The organism is Gordonia oryzae, from assembly GCF_003797185.1.
In the GTDB taxonomy this organism is placed as follows: domain Bacteria; phylum Actinomycetota; class Actinomycetes; order Mycobacteriales; family Mycobacteriaceae; genus Gordonia; species Gordonia oryzae.
Genome location: NZ_RKMH01000003.1, coordinates 349,116 through 370,177 on the forward strand (window position 1 = coordinate 349,116; position 21,062 = coordinate 370,177).

18 protein-coding genes are annotated in these 21,062 nt (G+C 64.3%); 9 read left to right on the top strand and 9 right to left on the bottom strand.

All coding sequences use genetic code 11. From position 1 onward, the window contains the following. Window positions 1-5 precede the first annotated feature (5 nt). Window positions 6-800: a dioxygenase family protein gene (locus EF294_RS05810; RefSeq protein WP_123926596.1), complete on the top strand. Its 795-nt coding sequence runs from the start codon at window positions 6-8 to the stop codon at window positions 798-800. Window positions 801-815: 15 nt separating this feature from the next. Here EF294_RS05810 and EF294_RS05815 read toward each other — a convergent pair whose 3' ends face one another. After that, the gene (locus EF294_RS05815) at window positions 816-1,511 is read right to left on the bottom strand and encodes a TetR/AcrR family transcriptional regulator (RefSeq protein ID WP_123926599.1); all 696 of its coding nucleotides are present in this window, start codon (window positions 1,509-1,511) and stop codon (window positions 816-818) included. Window positions 1,512-1,792: 281 nt separating this feature from the next. Between EF294_RS05815 and EF294_RS05820 the strand changes: the two genes are divergently transcribed. Genes EF294_RS05820 through EF294_RS05835 form a run of 4 tightly spaced genes read left to right on the top strand, consistent with a single transcriptional unit; the run spans window position 1,793 to window position 5,548 of the window. Next, window positions 1,793-2,437: an ABC transporter permease gene (locus EF294_RS05820; RefSeq protein WP_123926602.1), complete on the top strand. Its 645-nt coding sequence runs from the start codon at window positions 1,793-1,795 to the stop codon at window positions 2,435-2,437. After that, window positions 2,434-3,744 carry an ABC transporter ATP-binding protein gene (locus tag EF294_RS05825; RefSeq protein ID WP_123926605.1) on the top strand — a complete coding sequence of 437 codons (1,311 nt, stop codon included), beginning with the start codon at window positions 2,434-2,436 and terminating at the stop codon, window positions 3,742-3,744. The genes EF294_RS05820 and EF294_RS05825 overlap by 4 nt, the downstream gene beginning before the upstream one ends. After that, the gene (locus EF294_RS05830; RefSeq protein WP_123926609.1) at window positions 3,741-4,544 is read left to right on the top strand and encodes an ABC transporter permease; all 804 of its coding nucleotides are present in this window, start codon (window positions 3,741-3,743) and stop codon (window positions 4,542-4,544) included. Before EF294_RS05825 ends, EF294_RS05830 begins: the two co-directional genes overlap by 4 nt. Next, window positions 4,544-5,548 (top strand): glycine betaine ABC transporter substrate-binding protein, encoded by a 1,005-nt coding sequence (locus EF294_RS05835; protein WP_123926612.1) that lies wholly within the window; start codon window positions 4,544-4,546, stop codon window positions 5,546-5,548. The genes EF294_RS05830 and EF294_RS05835 overlap by 1 nt, the downstream gene beginning before the upstream one ends. A gap of 12 nt (window positions 5,549-5,560) precedes the next feature. Here EF294_RS05835 and EF294_RS05840 read toward each other — a convergent pair whose 3' ends face one another. After that, window positions 5,561-6,238, bottom strand: a complete 678-nt coding sequence (locus tag EF294_RS05840) for a TetR/AcrR family transcriptional regulator (protein ID WP_123926614.1) — start codon at window positions 6,236-6,238, stop codon at window positions 5,561-5,563. Window positions 6,239-6,337: 99 nt separating this feature from the next. On the opposite strand from EF294_RS05840, the gene EF294_RS05845 reads away from it, so the two are divergent. Beyond that, entirely contained in the window at window positions 6,338-7,861 is a 1,524-nt protein-coding gene (locus tag EF294_RS05845; protein WP_123926617.1) for an MFS transporter, read from the top strand. Between the two features lie 335 nt (window positions 7,862-8,196). Continuing rightward, a complete protein-coding gene (locus EF294_RS05850) occupies window positions 8,197-9,369 on the top strand; it encodes a serine/threonine-protein kinase (protein WP_123926620.1) in 1,173 nt (390 codons plus the stop codon). A 27-nt stretch (window positions 9,370-9,396) separates the two neighbouring features. Here EF294_RS05850 and EF294_RS05855 read toward each other — a convergent pair whose 3' ends face one another. The 4 genes from EF294_RS05855 to EF294_RS05870 all read right to left on the bottom strand — a co-directional run bounded on the left by EF294_RS05855 (window position 9,397) and on the right by EF294_RS05870 (window position 12,633). After that, the gene (locus EF294_RS05855; protein WP_123926623.1) at window positions 9,397-9,681 is read right to left on the bottom strand and encodes a hypothetical protein; all 285 of its coding nucleotides are present in this window, start codon (window positions 9,679-9,681) and stop codon (window positions 9,397-9,399) included. 157 nt (window positions 9,682-9,838) lie between these two features. Next, window positions 9,839-10,285, bottom strand: coding sequence for an SRPBCC family protein (locus tag EF294_RS05860; protein WP_123926626.1), 447 nt, complete (start codon window positions 10,283-10,285; stop codon window positions 9,839-9,841). Window positions 10,286-10,540: 255 nt separating this feature from the next. Further along, the gene (locus tag EF294_RS05865) at window positions 10,541-11,509 is read right to left on the bottom strand and encodes a PDR/VanB family oxidoreductase (protein ID WP_123926629.1); all 969 of its coding nucleotides are present in this window, start codon (window positions 11,507-11,509) and stop codon (window positions 10,541-10,543) included. Next, window positions 11,506-12,633, bottom strand: a complete 1,128-nt coding sequence (locus EF294_RS05870; RefSeq protein WP_123926632.1) for an aromatic ring-hydroxylating dioxygenase subunit alpha — start codon at window positions 12,631-12,633, stop codon at window positions 11,506-11,508. Before EF294_RS05870 ends, EF294_RS05865 begins: the two co-directional genes overlap by 4 nt. A gap of 328 nt (window positions 12,634-12,961) precedes the next feature. Between EF294_RS05870 and EF294_RS21940 the strand changes: the two genes are divergently transcribed. Continuing rightward, window positions 12,962-13,747, top strand: coding sequence for a hypothetical protein (locus EF294_RS21940; protein WP_246007696.1), 786 nt, complete (start codon window positions 12,962-12,964; stop codon window positions 13,745-13,747). Window positions 13,748-14,056: 309 nt separating this feature from the next. After that, window positions 14,057-15,232 carry a tyrosine-type recombinase/integrase gene (locus EF294_RS05880; RefSeq protein ID WP_123926635.1) on the top strand — a complete coding sequence of 392 codons (1,176 nt, stop codon included), beginning with the start codon at window positions 14,057-14,059 and terminating at the stop codon, window positions 15,230-15,232. A gap of 36 nt (window positions 15,233-15,268) precedes the next feature. Here the strand turns inward: EF294_RS05880 and EF294_RS05885 are convergent, their stop codons facing one another. The 3 genes from EF294_RS05885 to EF294_RS05895 form a co-directional block, all read right to left on the bottom strand. Continuing rightward, window positions 15,269-17,044: a PDDEXK family nuclease gene (locus tag EF294_RS05885; RefSeq protein WP_123926639.1), complete on the bottom strand. Its 1,776-nt coding sequence runs from the start codon at window positions 17,042-17,044 to the stop codon at window positions 15,269-15,271. Between the two features lie 113 nt (window positions 17,045-17,157). Beyond that, window positions 17,158-19,743, bottom strand: a complete 2,586-nt coding sequence (locus tag EF294_RS05890) for an AAA family ATPase (protein WP_246007697.1) — start codon at window positions 19,741-19,743, stop codon at window positions 17,158-17,160. Window positions 19,744-20,363: 620 nt separating this feature from the next. Then, the coding region (locus EF294_RS05895) for a hypothetical protein (protein WP_221182440.1) at window positions 20,364-21,062 on the bottom strand (699 nt) is incomplete at its 5' end.

A 21,062-nucleotide genomic window follows, 5' to 3' on the forward strand; every position in this document is an offset into this window, starting at 1 on the left:
ATCGTATGACCATGTCAGAGGCACCATTGCGCACGCCCGTCCTGTTCTTGAGCCACGGCGCCCCGCCACTCGTCGACAGCGCACTGTGGGTGCAGCAGTTGCGCACGCTGGCCGCGCGACTCCCCCGACCACGCGCGATCCTCGTCGTGTCGGCGCATTGGGAGGCCGCGCCGCTGACGATCGGCTCCACCGACTCGCGCACGCCGCTGACCTACGACTTCTGGGGATTCGACGAACGCTTCTACCGCACCACCTACCACTCGCCGGGCGCCCCTGACCTCGCCGCCCGGGTCGAGGCACTGATGCCCGACGGCACCCCGGTCGCCCACGACGCCCGCCGACGCCTCGATCACGGCGCCTACGTTCCGTTGACCGTGATGTATCCCGACGCGCAGATCCCCGTCCTCCAGGTGTCACTGCCGACGCTCGACCCGGAGGCGTTGCTGGCGCTCGGCAGGCGACTGGCCCCGCTACGTGACGAGGGCGTGCTCGTCATCGGCTCCGGGTTCACCACACATGGGCTGCCGTACCTGACCGATCGGCGGCCCGACGCGGCGGCGCCGACGTGGTCGGCCGAGTTCGACGCCTGGGCGCACGAGTGTTTCGCCGCCGGGGATGTGGAGTCGCTCATCGATTTTCGGCGCCGGGCCCCGGGGATGCCCTACGCGCACCCCACCATCGAGCATTTCGCCCCACTGTTCGTCGCACTCGGTGCGGGCGACGATCCCGAACAGCGGCCCGACGAGGCGATCGACGGCTTCTGGATGGGACTGGCCAAACGCAGCGTCGTGCTGACCTAGCGAACCTCGCGGTCCTCAGTCCGACTCGGGCGCGCGGTGGTCGGGTTCGACGTAGTCGGGCCCGACGAGTTCGGGATGCGAATCCAGGCGGGTCAGCCCGTTCCAGCACAAGTTCACCAGATGGGCGGCGACCACCTCTTTCGACGGCTCGCGCACGTCGAGCCACCACTGTGCGGTCACCGAGACCATGCCGACGAGCGCCTGCGCATAGAGGGGCGCGAGCGTCGGCTCGAAACCACGCCGCTCGAAGTCGCCGGCCAGGATGTGCTCCACCTGGCTGATGGCGTCGTTGAGCAGACTCGAATACGTGGCCGTCTCGCTGCTGTTGGTGGAGTCACCGCGTACCAGGATCCGGAAGCCGTCGGTGCGTTCCTCCATGTAGGTCAACAGCGCCAGCGCCACCTGCTGGATGCGATACAGCGACCGGTTCTTGCTCAGTGACGAGGTGACCATCTCCAGGAGCGTCTCCATCTCCCGGTCCACGACGACGGCATACAGCCCCTCCTTGCCGCCGAAATGCTCGTACACGATCGGTTTGGACACCCCGGCGCGCTGCGCGATCTCCTCGATGGACGTCGCCTCGAAACCACGCTCGGCGAACAATCCTCGCGCCACCTCGATGAGTTGCAGCCGCCGCTGCGCACCGGTCATCCGGGCCCGCGGAGCACGCTGGACCTCGTCGGATTTGTCGGTGGGACGACTGATTGCCATGCCGACCAGCTTACGACCTCAACGGAACCCGCGACATCCGCCGAACAGGCCCCAACACCTGCAAGCCCCGGCTGCGACACCGTCGATCGACTCACCGGGAATCTTTGTGACCTCATCGATATCTATGCAGGTCAGCAACGGCATTATCGTGCCGATTCGACGGCCGGGTGGGACCTTTGCGCGCGAATTGCCGCACCGCGCCACACATTCCACCCTAAGGTGGTCGAAAGTCGATTGCGTCTACCGCGCAAGTGCTCTACGCGCGTGAAGGGATGTCGGACGTGCACCTTTGGGACTACATCTCGCAGCACGCAAGCACTCTGACGTTCCTGACGTATCAGCACGCCTCCCTGGCATGTCAAACCGTCCTCGTGGGAACGGTGATCGCGATCGTCGTCGCCGTTCTCGTGTATCGATTGCCGCTGGCATCGGCGCTGACGCTGACATCGAGCCGCGTGGCCCTGACGATTCCGTCGCTGGCCCTGTTGGCACTGCTGATCGTGCCCTTCGGACTCGGCGTGGTGCCGTCGTTCCTCATGCTCGCGTTCTTCGCGACGATGCCGGTGATCGGCAATGCCGTCGTCGGTCTGCGCTCGGTACCGGGCAGCGTCGTCGAAGCGGCGCGCGGAATCGGGTTGTCGCGGTGGCGAATACTGCTCACCGTCGAGCTGCCGATCGCCTGGCCGGTGATCCTCACCGGCATTCGGGTGTCGACGCAGATGATCGTCGGTGTCGCCGCGATCGTCGCCTATGTACTCGGTCCCGGCCTGGGATCGCTCATCTTCAGCGGACTTTCGCGCCTCGGCGGCGCGAACGCATTGGAAATGGCCCTCACCGGAACGATTCTCATCGTCATCGTCGCCCTGGTCTTCGATGCCCTGCTCGTTCTGCTCGGCCGACTCACCATCTCGAGGGGACTGAAATGACCCAGCCAGCCGACGCCACCGCCTCGGCGGCCGCCACCGACCGCACCGTCACCGGCGCGTCGATCACCCTCGAGGGTGTCGTCAAAAGATATCGGGGACAGGACAAACCCGCTGTGGAGCGCCTCGATCTCGACATCGACGCCGGGCACATCGTGGCGTTCGTCGGACCGTCCGGATGCGGCAAGACGACGACCCTGAAGATGATCAACCGGCTGATCGAACCGACCGAGGGCAGGATCTTTATCGGTGGCCGCGACGTCACCAAGGAGAACCCCGACAAGCTGCGGCAGTCGATCGGATACGTCATCCAGTCCGGCGGATTGTTCCCGCACTGGGACGTCGCCAAGAACATCGGCGCGATTCCCCGAGTGCTCGGCTGGAACAAGGAACGCATCGCCGAGCGCACCGAGTACCTACTCGATCTCGTCGGCCTCGACGCCGACGCATTCGCCCACCGACTCCCCAAGGATATGTCCGGCGGTCAGCAGCAGCGCGTCGGTGTGGCCCGCGCGCTCGCCGCCGACCCGCCCGTCCTACTCATGGACGAACCGTTCGGCGCGGTCGATCCGATCACCCGGGTTCGCTTGCAGGACAGCCTGATCGGTATCCAGAAGGAACTCGGCAAGACGATCGTGATCGTCACCCACGATTTCGAGGAGGCCACCAAACTCGGCGACAAGGTGCTCATCCTGTCGCAGGGCGGCCACGTCGAGCAGTACGCCACGCCCGAGGAGATCCTCGCCAACCCGGCGACGCCGTTCGTCGAGGAGTTCATCGGATCCGGTGCGACACTGGCTCATCTGACGCTGTCACGGGTCCGCGACGTCGCCCACGACGAGGTGACGATCGCTTACGTGGGCGAACCGGCCGCCGACGCCCTCACCCGAGCCCGCGCAGCCGGCCACCAATGGGTGGTCGTCATCGACCAGGCGGGTCACCCGCGTGCGTGGCCGTCGCTGGAGGAACTCGCGAGCAAGAAAACCGTGTCGGACTATGTCGACCAACGACTTCCGGTGGTGGCGTCCTCGTCGACCCTCAACGACGCACTTGACACGATGCTCGCCGCGAGTCAGGGCGGAACACTGGTGACCGATCGACGGGGCGCGGTAATCGGCTCCCTGGGCATCAAATCGGTCATGGACATCATCCAGGCCCAGCTCGCCGAGGCCAGAGAGGAAGAGTCGCACACCTCCTACATCGAACACGCCGACGGCACCGGCCCCATCGAGACACCGATCGTGGCCGCCGCCGATGACGACGGTGAGGACGGCGCAGACGCCGGCGAGCGAACGGCGTCGGGCGCATGACGAGCGTCGAGGCGGCCGGCGCCACCGGGATCGCGGCCGAGCGGCCCGGTGCGATGAGTTCGGCGCTGCAACGGTTTCGGCGGTTCCCGATGGACGTGTGGCTGGAGCCGCTGCTCATCGTCGTCATCGGCGCCGGCTACATCATCTGGTATCAGTCCACGACCTTCACCGAGACCGAGAGCGCCGCGCTGTCGTGGTCGACCCTGCAGACCACGATCCTCGACCACATCACACTGACCCTGGTGGCGACGGTGATCGTGGTGGTCATCGCGATCCCCCTGGGCATCCTGCTGACCCGCCCGTCGATGCGCTGGCTCAACCCGATCGCGGTGAACATCGCCAACATCGGTCAGGCCGCCCCGGCGGTGGGCCTGCTGGTGCTGTTCACCTTCTGGCTCGGGACCGGATTCCGCACTGCGGTGGTCGGTTTGGTGGTGTACGCGATCCTGCCGATCCTGCAGAACACCATCGTCGGTCTGCAACAGGTGGACCGCCGCACGATCGAGGCCGCGCGCGGCATCGGCATGTCCGCGGTCCGCACGCTCGTGCTCGTCGAGCTGCCGCTGGCCGTGCCGGTGATCCTCAACGGTGTGCGCACGGCGCTGGTCATCCTGGTCGGTACCGCGACCCTGAGTACCTTCATCGGCGCCACCAGCCTGGGGACACTCATCACCACCGGCATCACGTTGTTCTTGCCGAAACTGCTGATCTCCGGGGCGATCCTGGTGGGTCTGCTGGCCCTGACCATCGATTGGCTCGGCCGGCTCGTCGAGCTGGTGGCCACACCGCGAGGGATCTGATGTCGACCCTGATTCGTTCGAACCGCCCCGGACGCCGCCCGCTGTCGGCGGTGCTGATACTTGCCGTCAGCGTCCTGGTGATCGCCGGATGCGGGTTGGTCAGCTCGTCGGGCACCTTTCACAAGTCCGCACTGCCCGACGGCAAGACGCCACTCGCCGGGGCCGAGATCACGGTCACGTCCAAGAACTTCACCGAGAGCATCCTGCTGGGCAAGATCGCCGCCACCTACCTCGCGGCGGCCGGCGCCGAGGTCACCGACCTCACCAACGCACCCGGGTCGGCCTCGAGCCGCCAGGCGATGCTCAACGGCGCAGCGGATCTGGCGTGGGAGTACACAGGTACGGCGTGGGTGACCTACCTGCACGAGACCAAGGTCATCCCCGATCCCCAGCAGTTGTGGCAGCAAGTCCACGACGTCGAACTCGCCCAGAACCATCTGGTGTGGTTGCCGCCCGCGAATTTCAACGACACGTACGCGTTCGCGGCGTCGTCGTCGACGGCCAAGCGGCTCAACGTCACCACGATGTCGGACATCGCCCGCCTGCCCGCCGATCAGCGCACCTTCTGTGTCAACGACGAGTTCTTCTCGCGCCCAGACGGATTCCTACCCATGCTCAAGACCTACGACATGCCGTACAACGCGCCCAACGGAGTGCCATCGGGCAACGTCACGCAGATGGATTCGGGCGTGGTCTACACCTCCACCGCCACGAGTTCACCGTGCAATTTCGGCATGGTGTACACCACCGACGGCCGCATCAAGAATCTCGACCTCAAAGTTCTCGTCGACGACAAGAAGTACTTCCTGCCCTACAGCGGAACCGTGGTGGTTCGCGAATCCGTCCTGAAGGCGCATCCGGAGATCGCGCCGCTGATGGCCACGATCTCGGAGCGTCTGGCCGACGAACTCATGCAGGAACTCAATGGCCGCGTCGACATCGACGGCCAGGATCCGTCCGACGTCGCCTACGAATGGCTCAAGAGCGAGAAACTCATCACCTGATCGGCTGAGCCCTCACCGTCCGGCCTTGTGCGCCTTTTGCATCTCAAGGATCTGCTCCGCGGACATGGGTGGCGCACCCAGCGGCGCGCGGGACGGTTCGGCGCTGACGGCGTCGAGAAGCAGATCGAGGTATCGACGCCAGGAGCCGGGCGCGTAGGACTCGGTGACCTCGGCGACACCCTTGAGCATCGTGAATAGTGCAAAAAAGTCGGTGACAGCCAAGTCGGGTCGCAGCACACCCGCGGACATCGCCCTGTCGAAGACCCTCTCGATGCGCTCGGCCAGGGACGCCTTGAGTGCTTCGATCTCAGGGTTACTGTGATCGACCGTCATGATGATCGCGGCCAGTCCCCGATCCCCGGCCATCTCCTGACACATCCAGGTCATCAACCCCACCACGGCATTCCACGGGTCATCCTCGTCGATCGCCTCACCGATGCGAACAACCACCGATTTGAGGTGTTCCAGGAAAACGCCGAACACCAGGTCGTCGCGATGAGCGAACCGTCGATACACGGTGCCCACCCCGACGCCGGCGGCCTCGGCGACGTCGTCGAGCGACACGTCGAGGCCACGCTCGGCGAAGAGCGCACGTGCCGCGGAGATGATCCTCAGCCGGTTGCGTTCGGCGTCCGCGCGAAGCGGCTTTCCCGACGAGGCGGATGTATCCGACGCAGATGCAGTGGTCATCGTCACAGATTAGCAAACGGAGGAATCGCCTCCAGTTGAGCGCCGTTGACACCTAGGTAACCGGAGGCGCGTCCTCCACCTAGTCCACAGGGAGTCCTTATGACAACAACTCTCGAGAAGTCTCACGACGGCGAACTCTCGGTTCCCGCCGAGTCGGCAGCCGATCGGCACCATCGCCTGCGGTGGGTCATTCTCGGCGTGCTCGGCCTCGCCCAGCTGATGGTCGTGCTCGACGCCACCATCGTCAACATCGCCCTGCCGCACGCGCAAACCGCCCTGCACTTCGGCGACGCCGACCGGCAGTGGATCGTCACCGCCTATGCCCTCGCCTTCGGCAGCCTGTTGCTCCTCGGCGGCCGCCTCTCGGACCTGCTGGGCAGGCGGACCACCTTCATCATCGGCCTCATCGGATTCGCGGCGATGTCGGCGGTGGGCGGTGCCGCGGTCAACTTCGACATGTTGGTCGCCGCACGTGCCGGTCAGGGTGTCTTCGGCGCACTGTTGGCCCCGGCCGCTCTGTCGCTGCTCAGCACGACGTTCACCGATCCGTCCGAGCGCGGCAAGGCATTCGGCATCTTCGGAGCGATCGCCGGTGGCGGTGGCGCCCTGGGTCTGCTGCTCGGCGGGATGCTCACCGAGTGGGCCGACTGGCGCTGGTGCCTCTACGTCAATCTGGTGATCGCCGCGATCGCACTGGTCGGTGCCGTCCTGTTCATCGGTCCGCATCGGGCCGAGGTCCGGCCCCAGCTGGATCTCCCCGGCGTCCTCACAGTATCGGCCGCCCTGTTCTCCATCGTCTACGGCTTCTCCAATGCCGAAACCAACGGCTGGAACGACTGGGCGACCATCACCTGGCTGGTGGCCGGCGCCGCCCTGCTGACCCTGTTCGTGTGGCTGCAGTCACGCACCCCGCACGCCCTGCTCCCCCTGCGCGTGATCCTCGACCGCACTCGCGGCGGCTCCTACCTTGCGGTGTTCATCGTCGGTATCGGGATGTTCGGCATCTTCCTGTTCCTGACCTACTACCTGCAGCGGAACCTGCAGTTCAGCCCGGTCCGCACCGGTCTGGCCTTCCTGCCGATGATCGGCGCCCTCATCGTCACCGCGACGACCTCGACCGCGGTGCTGCTGCCCCGCTTCGGCCCGCGCTGGTTGATGACCATCGGTTTGTCGATCGCAGCCGTCGGTATGGTGTTCCTCACCCAGCTCGACGACTCGAGCACCTATGCGGCCAACATCCTGCCCGGCTTGCTGATCATGGGCGTCGGCCTTGGCGCCTCGATGGCGCCGGCCATGCAGGGCGCGATTTCGGGGGTCTCACCCGAAGACGCGGGCGTCGCGTCGGCCACGGTCAACACCATGCAGCAGGTCGGCGGTTCGGTGGGGACAGCCCTGCTGAGCACCATCGCCTCCAGTGCCGCAGCCTCCTACGCGACGTCGAATGCCGCTCACGCAACAAGCCTCGATCAGCTCAAGATGATGGCCGCCGTGCACTCCTACACCGTGGCCTTCTGGGTGGCGGCCGGCGTGTTCGTGCTCGGCGCACTGATCACCGCGGTCGTCATCCGCAGCGGACCGCTGCCGGTGACCGAGGGTGACGAGGTCATCGTGGCCGCCCACTAGCGGGGGAGCGTGTCGAGCCACTGCAGCTCGATGGCCACCGTCCACACCCGGCCCGGTCCCCCCGCCAGGGGTGGCCGGGCCGTCCGTATGACCGACCCCGCCCTCCCCACATGGATTCGGCCGGAGCGTTCGACCGGTCTCGCCGAATAATGTTGGCGCCCTCCGAGTTAGGAGTCGATCGGGGAACCGCCCCACAGACCCGCAACGGCGGTTGGGACGCTGGCTGCGCGAGTCCTGCCCGCGGCCACGACACCGAGCGGGTAGCGTACCGCGAGAAGACGTCCCGCCGGAACGAATCCGCTCGACGCCCGGGCGAGCAGGAGGACTACCGCAGCATGCACGACCCCGCCGACCGCAGCGGCTCCGTTCTGGGTGACTACACCCTGCAACGGTTACTGGGCCGTGGCGCCATGGGCGAGGTCTACGAGGCCCGCGACTCCCGTCGCGGGCGCACCGTGGCATTGAAGTTGCTGTCTCCGCAGTTTGCCGGCGATGCGTTGTTCCGCGAGCGGTTCCTACGCGAATCGCGGATGGCTGCGCAATTGAGCGATCCCCACGTGATCCCCATCCACGACTGGGGCGAGATCGACGGATTCCTGTTCCTGGACATGCGAATCGTGGCCGGCGGTGGCGATCTGCGCAAGCGCCTGGGGACGGGCCCACTGACACCCGATCGCACCGTGTCGATCATCGAGCAGATCGCACATGCCCTCGACACCGCGCATGCCGCCGGACTCGTGCACCGCGACGTCAAACCCGACAACATCCTCATCGACAGCAACGATTTCGCCTACCTCGTCGATTTCGGATTGGCCCAGACCACCACCGATCCACGGCTCACCGACACCGGCGCAGCAGTCGGATCGTTCGCCTACATGGCACCCGAACGCTTCGGTGCGGGCAACATCGCCACCCCCGCCACCGACATCTACGCGCTGACCTGTGTTCTCGTCGAATGTCTCACCGGCTCGGCACCTTTCGGCGCCGGCGACCTCCAAGTTCTCGTCGCCGCGCACCTCAACACACCGCCGCCGATGCTGCACAGCCCCTTCGACGCCGTCGTCGCACGCGGGATGGCCAAGAATCCCGCCGAACGGTTCGTCACCGCGGGCGAACTGGCGCAAGCCGCCGCCGACGCCCTGGAGGGACGGATCGTAGCGGCACCGTCGATACCCTCCGCACCGTCGATGCCGAATCCACCGGCGGGCGTCGGAGGGGTCGGCGCCCTGGCGGCCCCCTCGGCGGCAGTGAACCCGCACGTCACCATGGGCCGACAACTACCGCCGGTCACCTACATCCCGCCGGTGGCCGGCGCGTCCGGCGCACCACAAATGGAAGTCCCACATCTGGGCTTTCCGGTTGGGCCGCAGCCGGTTGCGCATCCGCCATCCCAGGCTCAGGTACCACCGCAACAGAGTACCGGCACCCGCGTGGCCGTGATCGTGGGTGCGGCAGTCTTCCTCGCCATCATCGTGATCGTCGTGGCACTGCTGGTGGCACTGGCCTGACGGGGCCTTTCCTCAGCCGCGGGTATGTCAGTAGAGCGACTTCACGCCGCCACAATTGGCCGGATACACCGCCGCGGTGCCAAACGGCGGCACCACCGCGAACGACGGATACTGGATTCCGTTGGGGCACTGATAGGTCCCGAACCCGATACCGATCTGATCACCGTAGTTGTGGCATAACTGACCGGCGCAGTGGATATTCGGAGCGGCATCGGCCTGGCCGGTTCCGGCGGCGAGGGCGGCTCCCGCCGAGAGCATCACTCCGATACCGATTCCCGAGAGCGTGCGCACCATCGTCCGTCGAGCAGCCATGACATCCTCCCCTGGGTGGGGCCCCTCCCCGCCCACGATGCCAGACTGCCACACCTATCCGTGATGTTCAATTGCTGATGGCGACTATCGCACTGATCATTGAGCGCGCCCGCTACCGGCGATGTGTGCCCGCTTCACGGGCACTGCATCACCGCAATCACTCGACGAGCGCGGCGAGCCGATCAATCGACGCCCGTAGCCGATCCGGCGTCGTCGCCCGGGCACGCTCCATGCGTACCGGGTCGTCGAGTTCGGTCCAGTCGTAGGTATGGGTCACCCGCACCGACTCGTCGTCGATCGGCTCGATTTCCCACCGCCACAGGTGGCCCGGGCTCGGCTTGCCCGGTTCGTTGGGCTTCCATGCGATGAGTCGGTTGTCGTCGAATTCGACAATCCGGTTCTCGCGAACCTGTCCGTTGGTCAGCCGCATCGAGAACACGTCGCCCACGCCGTGGACGCGGGTGCCGTCGACGAGTTCGGCGAGGTTGTCGTTGCCGTCCCAGTCCGGCTGCCGCGCGGGGTCGGCGATCAACCCGAAAACCGTTGCGGCGTCGGCCTGGATGTCGCGGGACGCGGAGCGGATGCGATCGTCTGCGGAGGTCACCGGTCGAGCCTAGCGTGGCCGCCGGGTCGGCGACGCCGCTTCTTCCGGACACGATCGGGGTGAGTGGCCGACTCGCAGCACATGGTCAGGCACGTCGCGGTGTCTCCGGCGGGATCGCCGCGGGCTGTTGCGGGTCTATTCGGTGTCGGGATCTCACGGGGTGTTGTTGGACGACCGAGTCAGGTGTCGGGGCCGCAGAAGACATGACTGTTCTTCATCGGTCGTGGTGGGCAACGGGGTGCCAGCCCCTGGCGTTCAGGGCTTGTCCAGGGTGAGGATCGGCGTCGATCCGCCACCTACGACCCGGGATACACACGCGCACAATCGTTGTGCGTCGGTCTTCTGCTTCTCGCTGTAGAAGACGTCGCGGTGATCGATTCGGCCGGACACCTCGACAACCGATAACTCGCACAGGCCGCATTCGCCGCGTCGGCAGTCCGACATGACGTCGAGTCCGGCGCGCTCGAGGGCACCGAGGAGGGTCTCGGAGGTACCGACGGTGGTTCGGAAGTCGAGGCTCGGGATGGCGACCTCGAAGGGTTCGGGATCGAACCAGCCACTGTTGCCGAAGGTTTCGTACCGCAGGTTCGCCAGTGGGAGTCGGCGGGCGAGCCAACGGCGGCGGGTGTCGTCCATGAGTCGAATGGGTCCGCACATGTACAGTTCGGTGCTCTCGTCGAGATTGTCGACGATGTCGGCGACGTCGAGATGAGCGCCTTCGTCATTGACGTACACCGTGATCCGGTCGCCATGGAGCACCTGTAGCTCGTCGAGGAAAGCCATCACCCGGCGGCTTCGGCCGACGTAATGGATCTCGTATTCGGCACCGAGTCGGGCCAGCACCGCGGCCATTCCCGCCATCGCGGTGATCCCGATGCCGCCGGCGAGGAGCAGATAACGTTGCGCGCCGACACGCAACGGAAAGTTCTGCAGGGGTGCGGTGATCTCGACCACGTCGCCGGCACGTAGGCCATGCATATACTGCGAGCCGCCACGTGAGGTCGGTGACCGCCGGACGCCGAGCGTCACCGACGTTCCGTCGCGTGAGCCGTGCACGATCGAGTAGGAGCGGGTGTCACCGTCGGGCAGCCGGATGTCGAGGTGCGCCCCGGGCGGCGCGTGACGGGGCCGGTCGGTGGCGATCTCGATCCGAGCAATGCCCTCGGCCGCAAGAACATTCGACACCACTCGGCCGCGAAACCATGCGATCTGATTGTCCGTCATCGTCGCGGCCCCACGGTGGCGGTGAGCGCATCGACGTTGGTGATGGTGCCGCGTTCCTGCTCGATCATCCGGGCTACGATGCGACGCGCCCACATCCCGCCCGCGTCGATGTTGAGGTTGTAGAACTCGTGGTCGGGGTTGGCTTCGATGGCCGCCTGCTGCGCAGTGAGCATCTCCTCATCCTCGCCGAACACACCGTGCACGCCGTCGCGTAGTTGGGTGGTGATGCGTTGGCTGTCAAGCCGATAGTTGCGCATGAAGGCCCAGAAGTAGATCGCGGTGCGCTCGTCGACCGGGCTGATGGTGTTCATTACGAATCCGTTGACACCCTGACTGCGATCGCCTTCCGGAGCGCCGGTGCCCGCCTTGGCGACTCCGACGTCGATGCGGATCGTGCCCGGCGCCTGGAATTCGATGATCTGCCAACGATCGACCTTGCCAGTGAATCCGGGGAACTTGTCGCGCATGTTCTTCAGCCAGAACGGCGGGGCGTCGATGTTGAGCATCCACCGGGTCACGGTGACCGTGTTCTCGTCGTGGGTGGTGATGAACTCGGATTCGCTGAGTTCATCCTGACCGATCGAGGACGAATGGACGAACTCCTCGTGCGTGAGGTCCATCAGATTGTCCACCACGAGTTGAAAATTGGCGCGCACATCGATGGTCAGACCGTCGCCGACCCATTCCGGCGAATCCATCTGGAACATGTCCGGGATCGTCGCCGGGTCGGCCAGGGTCGGGTCACCGGGCCACACCCACAGGTACCGGTGGCGCTCCTCGATCGGATACGACGCGACCATCGCCGACGGATTGATGGTCTCCTGGGCGGGCATCCGCGTGCAGCGACCGGCGGCGTTGTACTGCAGTCCGTGATACGGGCATTGGATCTCCTCGGCTCCGATCCGCTTGCCCATCGACAGCGGCGCCAGCCGGTGCCAACACGCATCGGCCAACGCGACCGGGCGTCCGGAATCCGTGCGGTAGAGCGCCAACGGTTTGCCCGCGATCGTGCGGGCCAAGATCTGCGTCGAGCCGACCTCGTGGTCCCAGGCGGCTGCGTACCAGGCGTTGAGCGGAAACTGCATGTTCTTCGCGGTGGCTCCCGCGGGACCGAGGTCGGTCATGGCGTGTCCTTCGTGCGATGGGCTGCATCGCGTGGGCGAACTATCTATGTATATAGATAGTTGGTGATACGGAACACAACGTATTCACATCCGTGGGGATTGTCAACGGTTTCAGCATTCACCGACCATGCGTTCTGGATCGGGCGAAGCAGCTTGGGCAGTCCATTCGCGCCAGGGGTGTCATGCGATCGGGTGGATCACCGATGCCGGTGCCCACATGCGCACCGTGGGCAGCCTGGTCGCGTGCTATTCATGGGTGACCACACACCGATCGCCTCAGGTGGGAGACCATGAGAGACTCGCGATCGCGGGTGTAATCCTCTGCGCGGTGGCAGCGGCGTTGACCGGCTGTACGACGTCGGGGACACCCAGCGGCTCCCCACTGTCGGTGACGTCCGCGCATTCGACTGGAGCACCACCAACCACCACGGTGCCGACGACTGTGCCTCTCGTCCCGGCGACCGACGTCGATGCGCAGGGCTTCACCGCGTTCAACGGCAAAGCGCGGTGCCGTGGCACTGACCGTGCCGAGATGTACATGCGGACCGCCAAGTCCGCGTTGGTCGTGTGCCGCAGTGAGATCAACCGGCTCTATTACCGCAGCTACCGAATCGCCGACGGCGCCGATACCGAAGTCTACGAGGTGTACCCCCAAGGCGCCGGCCATACGGCTGTCAACGTTGCCGACAGCGCCCGCTATGTGATCACCGGCACCGGCTTCCAGGTGATCCAGAACGGAGTGATGGTCACCGAGGAATCGGCGATCGGGATCGGGCCACAGTCGTGGGCGAGCGCTCAGACGGCGGCACCGACTTCGACCCAGGCAGCATCGACTGTGGTGCTCGGCGCAGCTGGGTCGGAGAATGAAACTGGTTATGGCACAGCCCAACCCAGCTCGATTTCCCTGGGCTCCTGCTCGAACTCCATCGTTCAGATCACGTGGCAGGGTTGGGGCAACGACGTTGCGTTCGGCACGGGAATCGGTTGCTCCACGACCGGCCCCGGCTCGCGATACACGCTGGTGGCCTCCGACATCGGCACATGCAACGGCGTTCGGGCGTACCGCAAACTCAACTTCGGCAGCAACACCTCGCCGACCGACATCTGTCGGTGACCGAACGGCGGCGGAGTTCGGCGCTGACGGCGAGCTGTCGGCGCGGACAGGTTTCGGCGCTATCGGCAATTCATGGAGCGCTGTCGGCTGAGTAGAGAGCGCTGTCGGCGGTATTGGGCTCCCCCACCAGGACTCGAACCTGGTTGCACTTGAGGACCCATTCACTTGTGTCACCAGGCGACACAGCGTGCATATTGCCCGGTGAGGGCGACTCTAGCCGCAAGCACTGACCAGTGCAAGCATCCACGCGCTACCATCCATATCAGCCACGATATCGACATGAGTGAGCACAAGTACGCACGGTGAAGCGTGGGTGACGATGCGAAGGACAAGCCCTTGCCGAGTAAGCGCCGACGACGAGGTTGGGGGTACGTCCGCGCGCCGCGTTCGGCGAGTTGCCGCTTCGCGGCCTCGTACATGCACATCCACGACGGCACCCTTACGAGGTTCAACGCCCCGAAGACGTTCGATACGCGGATGGCCGCGGAAGCGTGGCTCCACAAGGAGCGCCAACTGATCGACCAAGGCACCTGGACGCCGCCTTCCGAGCGCGCCAAGGCGGCGGCTCGTTCGTCAATTCGATTGCGAGACTTCGCAGAAGACGCCCTCGCTGGCCGCCGTCTTGAGCCGACGACCAGGTCCAACTACAAACGGCTGTGGGAGACGCGCATCGAACCGGGCCTCGGAGACCTCGTGGTCCGGGACATCACGGCCGACGACCTGCAGGAGTGGTGGCGTGGTCTCGGCGTCGAATACGAAGCGAGCCGCGCTCACGCGTGGAACTTGCTGAAGTCGCTGCTGAAGGAAGCCGTCGAACGCGAGATCATCACAAGCAGTCCGGCCGACGGCCCGCGGTTCAAGCGCTACGGGAAACGACCCAGCCGGCGCCAGATTATTCTGCTGACGCCTACGGAGATCAGCGAGACCGCGGCGAAGTTACCGAGCTACTACGCGATCGCGCTCCCGATCATGGCCTGGTGCGCCCTGCGGTACGCCGAAGTGTCGGAGCTGCGCGTGAAAGACATCGACGACGGTCCGGACGGCATGGTGATCCATGTCCGGCGGTCTGCGCCGCTCGTTGATGGCGTGCCCGTCGTCAAGCAGGGGAGCAAGTCTGATGCGGGTACTCGGGATGTTTGGGTGCCGCCGCATCTAGCGGCCGAGATCCGAAAGCATCTTCAGGTTATTGACAAGCACCCGAACACGCTTGTAGTCACGAACTTCCGTGGCGATCGGCTACCTCGTGCGACTTTCACCAAAGCCTTCAAAACTGCGCTCCCTCAGGCGAAGTCAGAGATGAATGTTCACGCGCTCCGGCATACTGGCGCGGTTCTTGCCGCACAAGCCGGTGCCACAATTCCCGAGCTGAAGGAACGACTTGGGCACTCCAGCGCCGAAGCGGCGATGGAGTATCAACACCACATGCAAGATCGGCCCAGGGAAATCAGCGAAGGAATGAGTCGACTTGTCACCGACGCCAATTGATGGGCCGTCGAGCCCGGCTACACCGAAGCCTGACACTTACCCCCGGGTGGCTTCGTATTCCTCTTGCGCGTTACGTAGTGCCTTGTAGAAGACTCTGCCATCTTCCTCCGCACCGTCGAACCTGAGCTGGATGACCTCGGCGTCGCTCTCGGCATCTGCGAGGGGCGCGACTTTCAATTCGGTGTCGGTCAACGATGAGACGCGTCCCTCCAATAGGTTCATCTCCTTGCCGACCGGCACAGTCATACCATCGAATTCGAGATCAAGGCTGCGGACAATTGCCACTGAGATCTCATCGCCGGTCGCCAACGCGAGGTCGTTGTCGGCGTTCAGCACGACCTCGAACTCCGACCACGTGCCCTTCACTGGTTCTCCCGACAGGATCTGCGCGATCCGGTGGACCTCGCGCGCCTCGTCCTTTGTCATCCCCGACGGGAGCAGGATTCGATGGGGCGTGTGAGCCTGGATCACACTGAGGTTCCGCGCGGCCTGCGCGATCGCCTTGATCTCTCTGTCGGGCTCTTGCGTCAGAGCGGTGGATAGCATGGTCGCGTATTCTCTAGGTCCATAGACACGGGAGAGGCCTACCGAGTTGGGCGCATGCGAGTGGGACCAAAACTCTAGTGCATCGACGACGTCCTCCGGTGGTCGACCGATATAGTCAGCTTCGTAACGCACGTTTAGAGTGCCCGACCGGTCATCGGGGACGAGAATCTCGAACCACACCATTTTCGCCGCGTCACGCCACAGGGTTCGGTACCCGCCGTTCAACCCTTCGGTACGCTCGACGCGCTCAACCACAAGCTCGGAGATCGTCTCTCCCTCGGGCGACAGCACCCCGACGACGAGTTTCGCCTCCGGCTCGCTCGTATCGACGACATCGACAGGCTCGATGCGAAGTCTTCCGTCCGACCCGCTGACGCCGAGGCCACCTGGGATTGGAAATTCGACCACCGCTTGCCCTTCCGGTAGTTCCAGAGGCGTCCCGTAGTCGAGGAACTTCCGGTATTGCTCTGCAAGCGGAGACCCAGCTTCAGGTGGGTAGATCGTCAGGTTGCCAGTCAGCGGCCGCTCCTCGAGCGCGGCCATACTTCTCGCGAAGACACTGACGTTGACCCACCCACCAGCGGCGGACCCGTAGCCGGCGACGGCCACCAATCCGGCCTGGTGCACGGCAGTTTGTTCCGGCGGCTGTGCCGTCATCGACACTTCATAGCGGTAATGTGGGTCGTACTCGTTGATCGCCCGGTAAAGGTCCATCAGATCGCTCCTAACGTCGACGGGTCCAAGCGGCTCGCCCGCCGACCGACGGTCGCGACCCGCAAGAACCCCCGCGAGCCGATCAGTCTGATCCTGCAGCCGCTGTCGCCCGTCATGGAGGTAGTAGTCAACGACCCTTGGGTTTTGGCTGGCCAGGTATTCGATCTGATTCAACCCCATCCAGTCGCACGGGAACCCGGCTGACGTAGTGAACTCCGCGAACCAACCCTCGTTCCCCGGCGTCGGGTCGAGCGGCATGACCAGCGTCCACGACTCGATTGCCCACCCCTCCGCCCGAGCGGACTCGACCACGCGGTTGAAGGAGCCCTCAATCTTCTCCTTCTGACCGCTCGTCAGGTTCGCCGCGAATCGCTTGACTTGGAACACCTTGCGGCGGCGCCTATGCGCATCGAGGGGTACGAAGATGTCGACTCCCCCGTCGCCACGACCAGGCCGTACCCGCCACGCATTCGGGAAAAGAGAGCACAGCAGCATTCCGACGACCGCCTCGACGTCTTCTCCAGACAGACGCGACCACTCGATCCGAGCCATACCGACAATTTTGGCAGTTTCTTGGTCTCGCGTCGCCACTTCGGCGCGCGTCGACGGCGCCTATTGAATCCTCTGGCCGGTCCACCATTGGTGGCCGAAGCAGATGGCGACTACTACTGCGCGTAGCCCTTGATGCGCTTCTGCCACGCCTTAAGGGTTTCATACTCAGCCTCAAGCGCATCGGGCTCGGGTGCTACATAGTTGATTTCCTCAGCCTTGTCGTGGCGGAGCGCCCATTTCGACGTCTTGCCGTAGCCTTGCTGGTATTCGACGTTGTCTTCGTCGGTAATTTTGGCGAGCATCCGCACCATCTGCGGGCGCACTTCGGACTTGCTCCGGTCGTACACGCGATTGACGATCTCGCTCGTCACCGTACGCTCCCAAGTCTCCGACAGGTGCCCCGCGATCGTATTGACGCGCTGCTCGTATTCGTCGTCATCGAGGCTCTGGCGGTCTTTGGCGACCTTGGTGATCTCGTCGCGGATTGTGTTCAGCCTCTGGCTGATGTCCTGAGCCTTCCAAGGGAAGCCGGGCGTGACGTACCCCGGCACGTCCCCGCGCCGCTGGATGGTGTAGGCGGCTATCTTGATCTCCGCAGAGCCCGCTGACTTCAGGAGATCGGTCAGGAATGCAACGTCGTGTGTGAAGACAATGACCTGTCGGGACTTCGCGAGTTGAGCAAGCCGATCCGCCACCTTGTCCCGCCGTACGTGATCTAGTGAGGTCACGGGGTCATCGAAGACAACGGCAGACTTGGAGACATCAAACTCCGCCTCCGTAAAGAAGCCCGCTAGACCTAGCACGGTTTGTTCGCCCTCACTAAGCACTGCGCGGGCGGACCCATCCTTGTGTCGAACACCCACAAGCGCTGGGATCTGACGAAGCTGCCCCTTCTGCCCGCCCCGATCTCTGAGCGTCACCCTTTCTAGATGCATACGAGCGGTCTCGCGGGTGAAGTAATCGCGGATCTGTTCGGTCGCGTAGACGCCCGTAAGCTCGGTTGCTTTACGTGTAATGCCCTTGGTGTCAGTCGCAGAACGAGCGTCGTCGAGCTTGGCGAGCTCCTTGCGCCGCACAACCTCAGCCTTGATCTGAGCCTTGTTCTGGCTGAGTATCTCCGAAGCGGCCAGCGCGTCGCGGCGCGACCTAGCCGCGGACAGCGCCGTTTGGAATCCGACGACGTCGGTCGCCTCCGCTTTGGCAGTCAAAGTCGCGACAAGGTCATCAAGGCCTGCTTCAACGGTGTTCGTGGCAAGCGGAGCAAGGGCCGCTCCGCTAGCGGTGAAGTAGTCCAGCGCGTTGTTGCGGCGATTCTCGAGCGTGCTCAGCCATAGCTGGGCAGCGCTAGCAAGTGGCTCGCTGTGGGTGAGGAGCTTTGCTAGTGCGGTCGTGGTCGTCTGAGTTGTGAAGTTCAGCGACCGGAGTTCCTCGAGGGCATGACCGTAGATCTGCTCGGCCGCGACAGCGTCGCTCTGTGTGTTGTCGCTCATGTAGGCGTTGAAGCGAATGAAGCGGTTCTTAGCGTCGTCGCGAAGGGGCTGCTGGCAGAGCAGACAGCGCGCATCGTCACCGACGTCGGGGAATTCGTGCTCATGGCCGGGGCCGGAGAGGGCATAGTCACGGGCAGCGCGCCACAGTGTCCGCCATGTCTCTGACCCGACTCCCTCCAGTGGTTCGTCATCGAAGGAGGTCGCAGCGGCGATGGTAGCTGCATGGCGCTTGGATGCGGCGTCACCCTTGAGCTTGCCGACAGAGGTGAGACGATCGGTGCTCAGTGCGTCCACGAGTTCGGCGATCTGGGTTTTCAGGGTCTCTATGTCGCGCGCATCGGCCTGCAGTCGCGCACGTTCCTTCGTGGCGTCGCTCGTCTCCAACCGCGCGATTTCTTGAATCGCCTTGCCGAGGTCGTCGACGTCCTCCGGTGTGAATGCGCAGGCGTCGTCAATCTCCTCGTCGTTCGTCCCGACCGCCAGGCGAGAAAGGAAGGTGCTCGCCGCGGTTCCCTGTGGCACGTCGAGGTTGAGGCGCTTCTGGTTGCTCTCTGCAATTCGCCGTTGCAGTTCATCACGCACCTTGCCGCATACAGCAATGAGCCCGTCCAACAGCGTGAGCGCCGAGGGGCGGTATGTAACGCTGGACTCGTGGCTCAGGTACTCGTCGCCGCAGTACTCGTCGCCGCAGTGCTCGTCGTAGAAGCGCACGCGCTGGAGATCAGAGATCGGAGGATCAGAGGGGAACTTCTCCGAGAGCGCCTGGTCGTCTATAGAGTACTCGAGTTCTGCACTCGGCCCCTGCGAGCCATCTCGATACACATCTGGCAGAACTAGCGCGGAGTGGCGCGCGCTCACCATTGCCTTGATGATGCGCGCGTAGCCAGACTTCCCGCTGCCATTGTTGCCGTAGTTGATCGTGAGGCCGTTGGGCCCAAACACCAACGTCTGGTCTGCAGCAAGTGCGTTGACGCCCTTGACGTTGCAGATGCTCTTGAGGCACACCTGCCTTGGTTCGGCAACGCCGAGCGTGAGGTTCTGGGCAGCAGCGTTGGGTGTGGCGCTACCTGTCATCAGCAGACGGTCAGCGAGTTTAGCGATGCAGTCGGGATCGTCGTACGTCTCGCCGCGCGACAGGGCGACCAGCACATCCTGCTGCCACGCAGGCCTAGTTAGCGCCCACGCTCGTATATCCTGTTCAATCGTCACTTCAACAATCCTTCTACGAAGCGGCCATGGCCAAGGTGCGCTCATCGCTGTGTCCGGCTGCCACACCATCGGCGTCTCAGTGAAGCATCCACCACCGACACATCGCTTCAATTCACGTCATGCGCGTCATCTTGAGTGACCCGCTTGTCTTGAACGGTGCGACTGACTCGACTAAGCAAGCTAAGAATCCATGACCTTTCAGATTGCCTACGAGGGAGTCCTACGAGGGAGTTCGGTCATCCCGTGCGAGCGGGCCATCGCAATGCGCGAGGACGGCACAATGGGCTCGGACCGCCGCTCTGCGACATTCTACGTAGGCATGCTTCGAGTAGATTCGGCCGGCTGCCTCGTTGGGTCGATAATGCTGGCGTTCAACACCTTTGGGGCAGGGGTGAACCGCAGCGCTGGGCAGCGCATGCGCATCAGCTGCCCACACCAGACGGCCTCGCATGGTCTCAAATGCACCGCTCCGACCGCCGGTCCGCGACCCACCGCGCGACGTCAGTTCCGCAGGCCGCGAAGTAGAGACATAGTGGCGTGTTGAACGACGCAGCCGCGGTCGTCGACAGCTCAGTGGCGCAGCCCGAAACCGCGACCAGAATCAGCGTGAAGATCTACCTCTACGAATCGTGCCTCTGTCGCCGACGTTCGGCCCACTCTGCCGCGACCATGCGGCCTTCCTCGTAGAGCCGCGCGACCACCTCAGCTCGATGAAGCCTCTCCTGCTCAGCCCGCCTATCGCGACGCTCGTCGTACTGCCGTCGCTCATCCTCGTCGAGGTGGCCGTAACAATGCGGCAGAAACTCGTTCGGACCCATCCACGCTGCAAGCTTCGTGCACCTTCGACCCTTGGACTTCGCGAAGGCGGAGCAAGTGGGACGCTCCACGCTCGTCTCACCGGATTGCTGGTGAGCGTCCAAAACGTGCTCGATAGCCTCCTCAGCCATCGGAAAGCGGACCGTGGGCACCGCCGGCTTCACACGCGCCGCCCCGTTTCGCACTGCTTTCGAGTGCCGAGCGTAGATAGCACGAGGACGAGACAGATCGCCGGTCCATGACTCACTCAACTCCGCGTGCTTGTTCAACAGGCTCGCTGCACCAAACGCATTGATGGCCTCGCCGCGCGCAACGTCGACGACCTCGCCCAGCTCGTCAAGGTTGAGGGCCGCCTCGTCGGAGAGCATCAAGAGCACGGCTCCACATTCGTCCAGGACCGCGACCATCTCGTCGAGAATCTCTAAGCCTCGATCCACCGATTCGTATGTGGTCGGGCGGTGTGGGATAGACGAAATGCCCTGTCTGCGTGACAGAATGAGACT